Below are 8,854 nucleotides of genomic sequence, written 5' to 3' on the forward strand. Positions count from 1 at the left end.
GCCCGCCCCGCACGTGTTTGAGCAGACTGGTGCCGTCCGGCAGCCGCAGCACCGGATGCGGGTGCCCGGCGCGGGCGCTGCACTGAGGTCCGACTGATACGGGCCCACGCAGCCCACGCCCGCGCAGAGCCCGAGCCCCGTGCACAGCCCACGCCCACGCAGGGCCCAAGCATCGACCCCCGCGAGACCGCACGCCGTCGGCGACCGTTCCCCGCCCGGCCCTTCCGGCCCGACCAGCGCCTTCAGTCCGCCCGACTGCCCAGCCCGCTCAGTCCGCTCAGCCCACTCAGCCCGCCCAGCCCACTCAGCCCGCCTGGCGCACTCGCTCCGCCCGGCCCGCCCAGCCACCCACCTCGGTCACGTCGTGACCGCAGGCCATCCCCTCTCCCGAGGAGTCTGAGACGTTGAGGTCCGAAGACGAACTTCGCCCCGCCTACCGCACATCACTCGGAACCGTGGCTCTCACCGCCGTCGGTCTGGGTTCCATCATCGGCTCCGGCTGGCTGTTCGGCGCCGAACGCGCGGCGGCACTGGCCGGACCGGCGGCCGTCATCTCCTGGATCATCGGTGCCGTCGTCGCCCTGACCATCGCGCTCACCTACACCGAGCTGGGGGCGATGCTGCCCCGCACCGGCGGCATGGTGCGCTACGCCCAGTACTCGCACGGCTCGCTCGCCGGCTACCTGGCCGCCTGGGCGAACTGGATCGCGATCGTGTCCGTCATTCCCGGAGAGGCGACGGCATCGATCCAGTACATGAGCAGTTGGGACGTCGGATGGGCACGGGGTCTGTACGACGGCACGGAGCTCACCGGCACCGGCGTCGCCGCCGCAGCGGTCCTTCTCGTCGTCTACTTCTTCCTGAACTGGTTCGCGATCACCCTGTTCGCGAAGACGAACACAGCGATCACGGTCTTCAAGATCGTCGTTCCGTGCCTGACGGCCGGGACCCTGCTCTGGGCCCACTTCGACACGAAGAACCTCACCGCGTCGGGAGGGTTCACGCCCAACGGCTGGAACGCGGTCTTCAGCGCCGTCGCCGTCTCGGGAATCGTCTGGGCCTTCAACGGCTTCCAGTCCCCGCTGAACATGGCGGCCGAAGCCCGTGACCCGGGTCGGTCCATGCCGAAGGCCGTCATCGGTTCCATCCTGATCGCCCTGGTCATCTACCTGGTCCTGCAGGTCGCGTTCCTCGGTGCAGTGCCCGCGCACCTGTTGCAGGAGAACGGCGGCTGGTCCGGTCTCTCCTTCAACTCCCCACTCGCCGATCTGTCCATGGCCTGGGGGATGAACTGGCTCGCCCTGCTGCTGTACGCGGACGCCTTCGTCTCGCCCTCCGGCACCGGCATGATCTACGCCGCCACCACGTCCCGGATGATCCACGGGGTACAGGAGAACGGCCACCTGCCCTCCGTCTTCGGCAAGGTCGACGCGAAGACCGGGGTGCCGCGTCCCGCGCTCCTGCTGAACTTCGTCATCGCCGTCGCGTTCCTGGCCGTCTTCCGTGGCTGGAACTCCCTGGCAGAGGTCGTCGGAGTCGCCACCGTCATCTCCTACATCACCGGCCCCGTCTCGGTGATGTCGCTCCGCAGGCTCGTGCCCGCGCTGCCCCGGCCCGTGCGGCTGCGCGGCATGCCCCTGGTCGCCCCGCTCGCCATGGTCTTCGGGTCGCTCGTCATGTACTGGGCACGCTGGCCGTTGACCGGCAAGGTCATCCTCATCATGGCGGCCGGACTGCCGGTCTGGGCCTGGTACGAACTGCGCAGGCCCTGGGCCGAACTGAGGCCGCATCTGAAGGCCGGCGTCTGGATGGTGGCCTATCTGGTGGTCATGGCGGCGATCTCCTGGGCCGGTGCCGGCGACTTCGGCGGCCGTGGTTACCTGGCGCCCGGCTGGGACATGTGCCTCGTCACGGTGGCCGCCCTGGCCTTCTACGTCTGGGGGGTACGCAGCGCCTGGCACAACCCGACGCTCGCCGAGGCGATCACCGTCGGCCGCCCGACCGATCGAGCCGATACGGAAGCGGAAGCGGAAGCGGAAGCGGTGGACGACGTGGTGGACGACGTGGTGGACGACACGGTGGACGAACCGGCGTAGGCATCTCCCGCCCGAACTCACCGTCCCGTCCCGCCCCGCTCCGTCCGGCTTCGCCCGCGCTCCGGCACGACGCCACCGTTACCAGCGACCACAGGGACCACAGGGATCACAAGGGCTACAGGGATCACAAGGGCTACAGGGATCACAGTGCCCCGTGCAGGTCAGCCTTCGCCTCCCTCCACCCCTCCACCCCTCCACCGCGCCCCCCTCCGCCGTTCCCCCCTCCCCTCCCGCCCTTCGCTCTGCGTCAACACCTCACGAACACCGGCCGACAAGTGTCGTCGGCAGCAGCCCCTCACGTCATGGAGCAACCGTGTCAATGACCGCCGACCATCCGCACATACTGCCGACCTCCTCCACCCACACCGCACCGGACACGGCGCGCGGCTGGCAGGAGGCTCCGCTCGCCGACGCCCTGCTCAGCCTGGCCCGCCGGGACGTGACCTCCTTCCACGCCCTGCCGCTCTCGCACGGGGACTCCCTGCGCGACTCGCGGCTGCGAGAGCGCTACACCGCTCTGTTCGGAGACCCGTACCTGTCCGCCGACGTCTCGTACAGCGGCGCCATGCTCGACTCCTACTTCCGGCCCCGCGGACCGCTCCTGCGCGCCCAGCGGCTGGCGGCCCAGGCATTCGGCGCGGACCACACCCTGTTTCTCTCCGGCGGCACCACCACCGCCAACCGGGTCGCGCTCGGCGCGCTGACCCGACCGGGCGAACGGGTCCTCGCCGACCGCAGCTGCCACCAGTCGGTCCACTTCACCCTGCCCGGCCTCGGCGCACACGTCGACTACGCGCCGGTCCGTGGCTGTTGCGAGCGCTGTCCCCGCGAGTTCGCCGACGTTCCCGCCCTGCTGCGGATGTACACGGAGGCGCACGAGGCGGGCCGCCCCTACGGAACCGTCGTGCTCTCCGCCGCCTCCTACGACGGAGTCCGCTACGACCTGCCCGCCGTGCTCGGCACGCTGGCCGAGGTCGGCGCCGATGTGCGCGTGGTGGTCGACGAGGCGTGGGGCGCCGCCCATCACTTCCACCCGGAGCTGCGCCGGCTCACCGCGCTGGACGCGTTCCGCGTGCTGCGCGGCGCCGGAGCCGCCGACCGTATGGAGATGGCCGTGACCCACTCCGCGCACAAGTCGCTCTCGGCACCGCGCCAAGGGTCGTACCTGCATCTGATGGACGCGCGGACGCCGACGCACTCCCCGACGCTGCGGGAACGCGCCGCTCGGGAACTGTTCCAGCAGCACACCACCTCGCCCAGCTGGCCCGTCCTGGCCGGTCTCGACCTGGCCAGAGCGCAGGCGAGCGCCGAGGGCGAGCGGCTGCTGCGACGCTCGGTCGATCTCGCCCACACCATCACGTCGGAGATCGACGTGGATCCGGGCCTGTCCGGGTACGAGGTTCTCGATTCCGACGCCCGGATGCTGGAGAACCTGCTGGTCGCGGACGATCCGCTCCGCGTCATGGTCAGTGTGCGGGGCCTCGGGCTCTCCGCCTCGGAGTTCCGCCGCAGGCTCTTCGACGAGCACGGCGTGTACATCGCCCGCGAGTGCGGCGACGCCGTCCTGCTGCACGTCCACATCGGAGTCTCCGAAGGGGCCGTCCAGCGGCTGCTGGAGGCCATGCGCACCATTCAGAGCACGCACCGCGCGGCCACCGTCTTCGCCGAAGGGGAACCGTCCGACCGCTTCATCGTCGCCTACCCGCCGGGCATCCCGATCGCACTGCCCGGCGAACGGCTCGACGCGTCCCACCGCCGCGAGATCGCCTCGCTGCGGGAGAAGGGAAGCGAGATCTACTCCTTCCCCGGCCGCGAATCGTCGCTCTCCCACCTCCCCTCCCCCTCCCCCTCCCAAGCCGAAACGGACTGACCTACGCGGCCGTCGGCCCCCGCGCTCGCACCGGCGGACACGCCACCACGGGTGCGGGCCCGGGGCTCTCCCGGGCACGGGTGCGGGCTCCGGCACCCGCCGCCCCGCGGCCGTACAGGAGCAGAGCACAAACGACTTCCTTCGCCCTACCCCTTACGCGTACCGACCAGTCGGTACTAGCCTCACGCCACCCACCCCCGCACCCGCACCGGCACGCGCACCTGCACTGGGAGGCAAGGATGATGGCGAGACGGCTCGACCGATATCCCGAACGCGGCGCCCGCTACTGGTACTTGGCGATCGTCGTGCTCGCCACGATCGTCCTCTACTACCAGCTGTACGTGCAGTACGCGGTCTCCACGGCCGTGATCGCCCAGTACCACATGACGTTCCTGTACTTCGTGTACGTCTCGGTCGCCGCCAACGCCGTGGGCGCGTTCGCCTCGCTCGTGGCCGGGCTCGCGGACCGCTGGGGGCGGGCGAACATCGTCGTCTACGGGCTGCTGGTCGTCGGGCTTCTGACCACCTTCGTACTGCCCGTCGCGCCCGGAAAGGCCGCGTACCTGGTCACCTACAGCGCCATCGCGCTCGTCGAGGGCATGATCCTCGTCGCCACCCCGGCGCTCATCCGCGACTTCTCGCCCCAGCTCGGCCGGGCCTCGGCCATGGGCTACTGGACCATGGGGCCGGTCATCGGCAGCCTCGTCGTCACGGCCGTCACCTCCCGTACGTACGGGGGCTCGACCGGCTGGCAGGACGAGATCCGGTTCGCGGGCGTCAGCGGGCTCGTGCTGTTCGTGGTCGCCCTGTTCGGGCTGCGCGAACTCGCGCCCCGGCTGCGCGACCAGATCATGGTCAGCCTGCGCGACCGGGCGCTCGTCGAGGCCCGCGCCAAGGGCATCGACACCGAGGCAGCGCTGCGCGGCCAGTGGCGGCAGATGCTGCGCCTCGACGTCATCGGCTCGGCCGTCGCCATCAGCCTCTACCTCCTGCTCTACTACGCCGCCGTCGGCAACTTCGTGCTCTACTTCGCCACGACGTTCGGCTACTCGGCGCAGCGCGCGAACGCGCTCCTGAACTGGTACTGGGGAGCCAACGCCGTCTCCCTCGTCGCGACCGGGCTGCTCTCCGACCGGCTGCGCGTACGCAAGCCGTTCATGCTGCTCGGCGGGCTCGGCACGATCGGGTGCACGCTCGCGTTCACCCTGCGCGCCACCGAGCCGCACACCGGGTACTACACGTTCGCGCTGATCGCGGCCGGGATCGGCATCACCAGCGGGATCACCTACTCCCCCTGGATGGCGAGCTTCACCGAGACCGTCGAGCGGCACAATCCGGCCGCCACGGCGACGGGGCTCGCGATCTGGGGGTGGATCGTACGGATCACGGTCGCCGTGTCCGCCGCCGCCGTACCGCTCGTCGTCAACACGGTCACACCGCTGATCGAGCACGGCGCCGAGGTCAAGACGGCGTCCGTGCAGGCGGCACCGGCCCTCGCCATCACCCGCGCCCACCCGAAGCTCTTCGCCGAACTGGACTCGTACGCGCCCGGCAAGGTGCCGCCCGCGCTCGCCGCCCGCGCTCGCCAGGAGGTCGGCGCGGACAAGCTGCGCACGGTGCGGGAGGCCGCGCCCCAGCTGGCTGTGCTGAAGAAGTACGGGGCGGAGGTCACCCGGGCGAGCGCCGACAACCCCGGGCGGTGGCAGGCGTGGTGGTGGGTGTGTCTGGGCGGGCAGGTGCTGTTCCTGCCGTTCGTCTTCGTCATGGCCGGAAGGTGGCGGCCCCGTGACGCCAAGCGTGATCTGCTGGAGCACGAGGAAGCCGTGGCACGGCAGGTCGCCGAGATGCGGCGCGCCGACGGCTCCGCCGGGCTTCTCGTCGACGAAGGGCGAAACGCATGACTTCCCGCACCGAGCCCACCGGGCCCACCGGGCCCGTCGAACGCACCAGCGAGCCCGCCGGACCCACCACCGGGCCGACCGAGCCCACCGGACCCACCACCGGGCCGACCGCGCACACCTCGCTCAGCTCGGTCACCTCGCTCACCTCACTCACCTCACTCACCTCACTCACCGCACTCACCTCGCTCACCGCGCTCGAACAGGCCGCCGCCGTGCGGGACGGGCAGGTCAAGCCGGTGGAGCTCGTCCGTGAACACCTCGCGCGCGTCGAGGAGTTCGACCCGCACGTCGGCGCCTTCATCACCCGCACGGCGGACGCCGCGCTCGCCGAGGCCGTTGCGCTCGAAGGGCGGCAGGACGACGGCGACGCGACACGGTCCGCCCTGTTCGGCGTGCCCACCGCCGTGAAGGACCTCTTCGCCACCGCGGGGGTCACGACCACGTACGGCTCGAAGGCGTTCGCCGCCCACCTGCCGGACGCGGACGCGTACAGCGTGGCCCGGATGCGGGAGGCCGGGACGGTCAGCCTCGGCAAGACCAACACGCCCGAGTTCGGCTGCTGTTGCTACACGGATAACGACCTCGTCGGCCCGGCCCGCAACCCGTGGGACCCGGCCCTGTCCGCCGGAGGGTCGAGCGGTGGCGCCGCGGTCGCCGTCGCGCTGGGACTCGTCCCCGTCGCCCACGCGAGCGACGGGGGCGGCTCCATCCGCATCCCGGCGAGCTCCTGCGGCCTCGTCGGCATCAAGCCGTCGCGGGGCCGGGTGAGTTCGGGGCCCGGCGGGCACGAGGTGACCGGGATGTCCGTGCAGGGGCCGCTCGCCCGCTCGGTGCGCGACGCGGCGGCGCTGCTCGACGTGCTCGCCGGGCCCGAGCCGGGCGACCCGCACTGGGCGGCGCCGCTGCCGGACGGCGAGACGTTCCTCGGTCACGCCGGGCGTGAGCCGGGGCGGCTGCGCGTCGGCCGGTACGTGACGCCCGCCTCCGAGGACGTCACGGTCGACCCCGCGTGCGTGGCCGCCTGGGAGCACGCCTCCCGGCTCCTGGAGGGCCTCGGCCATGTCGTGGAGGACATCCCGACCCCGTTCGGGGCCGACCTCGCCGACCACTTCGTGACGGCGTGGAGCGTGCAGTCGCTGGGGCGGGTGGTGCCGGTCGAGCGGGAGGAGCTGCTGCGGCCGGTGACGCGTGCCTGGCGGGAGTACGGGCGCGGGGTGTCGGGCGAGGCGTTCGCCGCCGCGATGCACGGGATGCAGCAGGCGGCTCGGCGCGCGGTGCGGGCGACGCGCGCGTACGACGTCGTGCTCACGCCGACGCTCGCGGCGCTGCCCCAACCGGTCGAGTACTTCGACGAGTCCGGCGACCCGCTGACGAATCTGTACCGTCAGCGTGCGTTCAGCGCGTTCACCAGCCCGTACAACATGACCGGCCAGCCCGCGGTCAGCCTGCCGCTGTACTGGACACCCGAGGGGCTCCCCGTCGGCGTCAGCCTGGTGGGCCGCCCCGCCGACGAGGCCACGCTCATCGCGCTGAGCGCGCAGTTGGAGGCGGCCTGTCCCTGGCGCGACCGGTACGCGCCGCTGCTGTCCGCGTCCTCGGCGGCGGACCTGACGCGCCCTCGGTCCCGAGCCTGAACCCGACCCCGCCCCCGACCCCGAGCGGCCTGGCGGATCCGGCGCGGATCCGGCCCGGATTCGGCGCGTGTTCGGCGCGTGTTCGGCGCGTATTTCCATGCGGAGACGACAGCGGGGGCCGGCACGCGCACGTCGTGGGCTGATGCATACTCGCCCTCATGAGCTCTGCCGCAAGCCCGGGACCGCACGCCGGATCGAGCCACGTCCCGCCCGGCACGCCGGTGGATCCACGCCACAGCGGGCATGCCCATCTGGTCGTGCTCCACCCGCCGTTCGCCGCGCCGCTCCTGCCCGACGAGCGCCCGACGGCGGCGCCCGCCCATGATCCGGAGGCGGCCAGGGCGGCGGCGCTCTCCCTGTCCACGGTCGCGGCGGTGCGCGACGAGCGGGGCCCGTCGCGCCTCGACCATCCGTCATCTCCCGCGAGCAGAGCGGAACTCGACGTGGTGAGCGTGGCGGCGTGGGGCTCCACGCTGAAGATCACCGATCCGGCGCTCGTCGAGGACGGAATGCTGTCCAGCACGCTGGAGGACGAGTTCCGGTCGCAGAGGCGGCGGCATCCGGACGCCCGTGTCGTCGCCGTCTGTGAACGCGACTTCGGCGCCGCGTACCTGAAGATCCTCGCGGCGGTGCCGGGCGCGCCGGATCTGACGATCGAGGGCTTCGACGAGCTGGAGACCACCGGGGACCCCCGGGCCACCCTGGCGGCCGCCGGGTTCGGGCTCGACGATCTCGACGCCGAGGACGGCCCCGGCCACGCCGTAGACGCCGACGGCATCATGGACCACGACGCGTTCCTGCACATGCTCACGGGGGGCGCGCTCAGCGTCTACGCGGACGAGGAGCGCGACGAGTCGACGTTCGTGGTCGAGCGCACCGAGGACGGTGAGCACGGCATCCGCGAGGTCTGGTTCCCGCAGGACTGACGAGGTCCGCACCCGGCCGCCGGGGGCGCGGAGGGGGCGGCGTAGCCTCGCGAACGGCAGCAAGTCATCAAGAGCCGGACACCGGAGGTCCCACCCATGGCCCGTTCCCTGCCTTCCGCCCCGATCGCCGCCGCGGGCCTGGTCGGCGGATACGCCACCGCCCGTTTCACCAAGAAGCGGCCGCTGGGCGGCGCGGTGCTCGCCGTCGCGGGGGCCGCGGCCGCGACGCGGTGGACGCGGGCGCGGGGCGGAAAGGTCGCGGGCGCGCTGACCGGCGCGTACGTCGCGGCGTTCGCCGGATCCCACCCGCTGGCCAAGAAGGTCGGGGCGTGGCCCGCGGTGTTCGGCGTCGCCGGGGCCGTGGCCGCCGCGTCGTACGTCCTCGTGGACCGCAAGGCGGGCTGAGCCCGCCGCCCCGTCCGCACGG

At 72.1% G+C, this 8,854-nt stretch carries 6 protein-coding genes; all 6 read left to right on the top strand.

The window, feature by feature from the left end:
- Positions 1-455 precede the first annotated feature (455 nt).
- The gene (locus OFY01_RS13225; RefSeq protein ID WP_266599517.1) at positions 456-2,096 is read left to right on the top strand and encodes an APC family permease; all 1,641 of its coding nucleotides are present in this window, start codon (positions 456-458) and stop codon (positions 2,094-2,096) included.
- A gap of 319 nt (positions 2,097-2,415) precedes the next feature.
- Positions 2,416-3,966, top strand: a complete 1,551-nt coding sequence (locus tag OFY01_RS13230) for an aminotransferase class I/II-fold pyridoxal phosphate-dependent enzyme (RefSeq protein ID WP_266599519.1) — start codon at positions 2,416-2,418, stop codon at positions 3,964-3,966.
- A gap of 239 nt (positions 3,967-4,205) precedes the next feature.
- Positions 4,206-5,867, top strand: coding sequence for an MFS transporter (locus tag OFY01_RS13235; RefSeq protein WP_266599521.1), 1,662 nt, complete (start codon positions 4,206-4,208; stop codon positions 5,865-5,867).
- Positions 5,864-7,501 carry an amidase gene (locus tag OFY01_RS13240; protein ID WP_266599522.1) on the top strand — a complete coding sequence of 546 codons (1,638 nt, stop codon included), beginning with the start codon at positions 5,864-5,866 and terminating at the stop codon, positions 7,499-7,501. The genes OFY01_RS13235 and OFY01_RS13240 overlap by 4 nt, the downstream gene beginning before the upstream one ends.
- A 158-nt stretch (positions 7,502-7,659) precedes the next feature.
- Positions 7,660-8,427 carry a DUF6333 family protein gene (locus OFY01_RS13245; RefSeq protein ID WP_266599523.1) on the top strand — a complete coding sequence of 256 codons (768 nt, stop codon included), beginning with the start codon at positions 7,660-7,662 and terminating at the stop codon, positions 8,425-8,427.
- A gap of 96 nt (positions 8,428-8,523) precedes the next feature.
- Entirely contained in the window at positions 8,524-8,832 is a 309-nt protein-coding gene (locus tag OFY01_RS13250; RefSeq protein WP_266599525.1) for a hypothetical protein, read from the top strand.
- Positions 8,833-8,854 lie beyond the last annotated feature (22 nt).

Origin of the sequence: Streptomyces beihaiensis (assembly GCF_026274175.1) — a bacterium.
In the GTDB taxonomy this organism is placed as follows: domain Bacteria; phylum Actinomycetota; class Actinomycetes; order Streptomycetales; family Streptomycetaceae; genus Streptomyces; species Streptomyces beihaiensis.

Coding starts and splice junctions, on each gene's coding strand:
- OFY01_RS13250 (WP_266599525.1), top strand. CDS start 8,524: ATGGCCCGTTCCCTGCCTTCCGCCCCGATCGCCGCCGCGGGCCTGGTC.
- OFY01_RS13245 (WP_266599523.1), top strand. CDS start 7,660: ATGAGCTCTGCCGCAAGCCCGGGACCGCACGCCGGATCGAGCCACGTC.
- OFY01_RS13240 (WP_266599522.1), top strand. CDS start 5,864: ATGACTTCCCGCACCGAGCCCACCGGGCCCACCGGGCCCGTCGAACGC.
- OFY01_RS13230 (WP_266599519.1), top strand. CDS start 2,416: ATGACCGCCGACCATCCGCACATACTGCCGACCTCCTCCACCCACACC.
- OFY01_RS13235 (WP_266599521.1), top strand. CDS start 4,206: ATGATGGCGAGACGGCTCGACCGATATCCCGAACGCGGCGCCCGCTAC.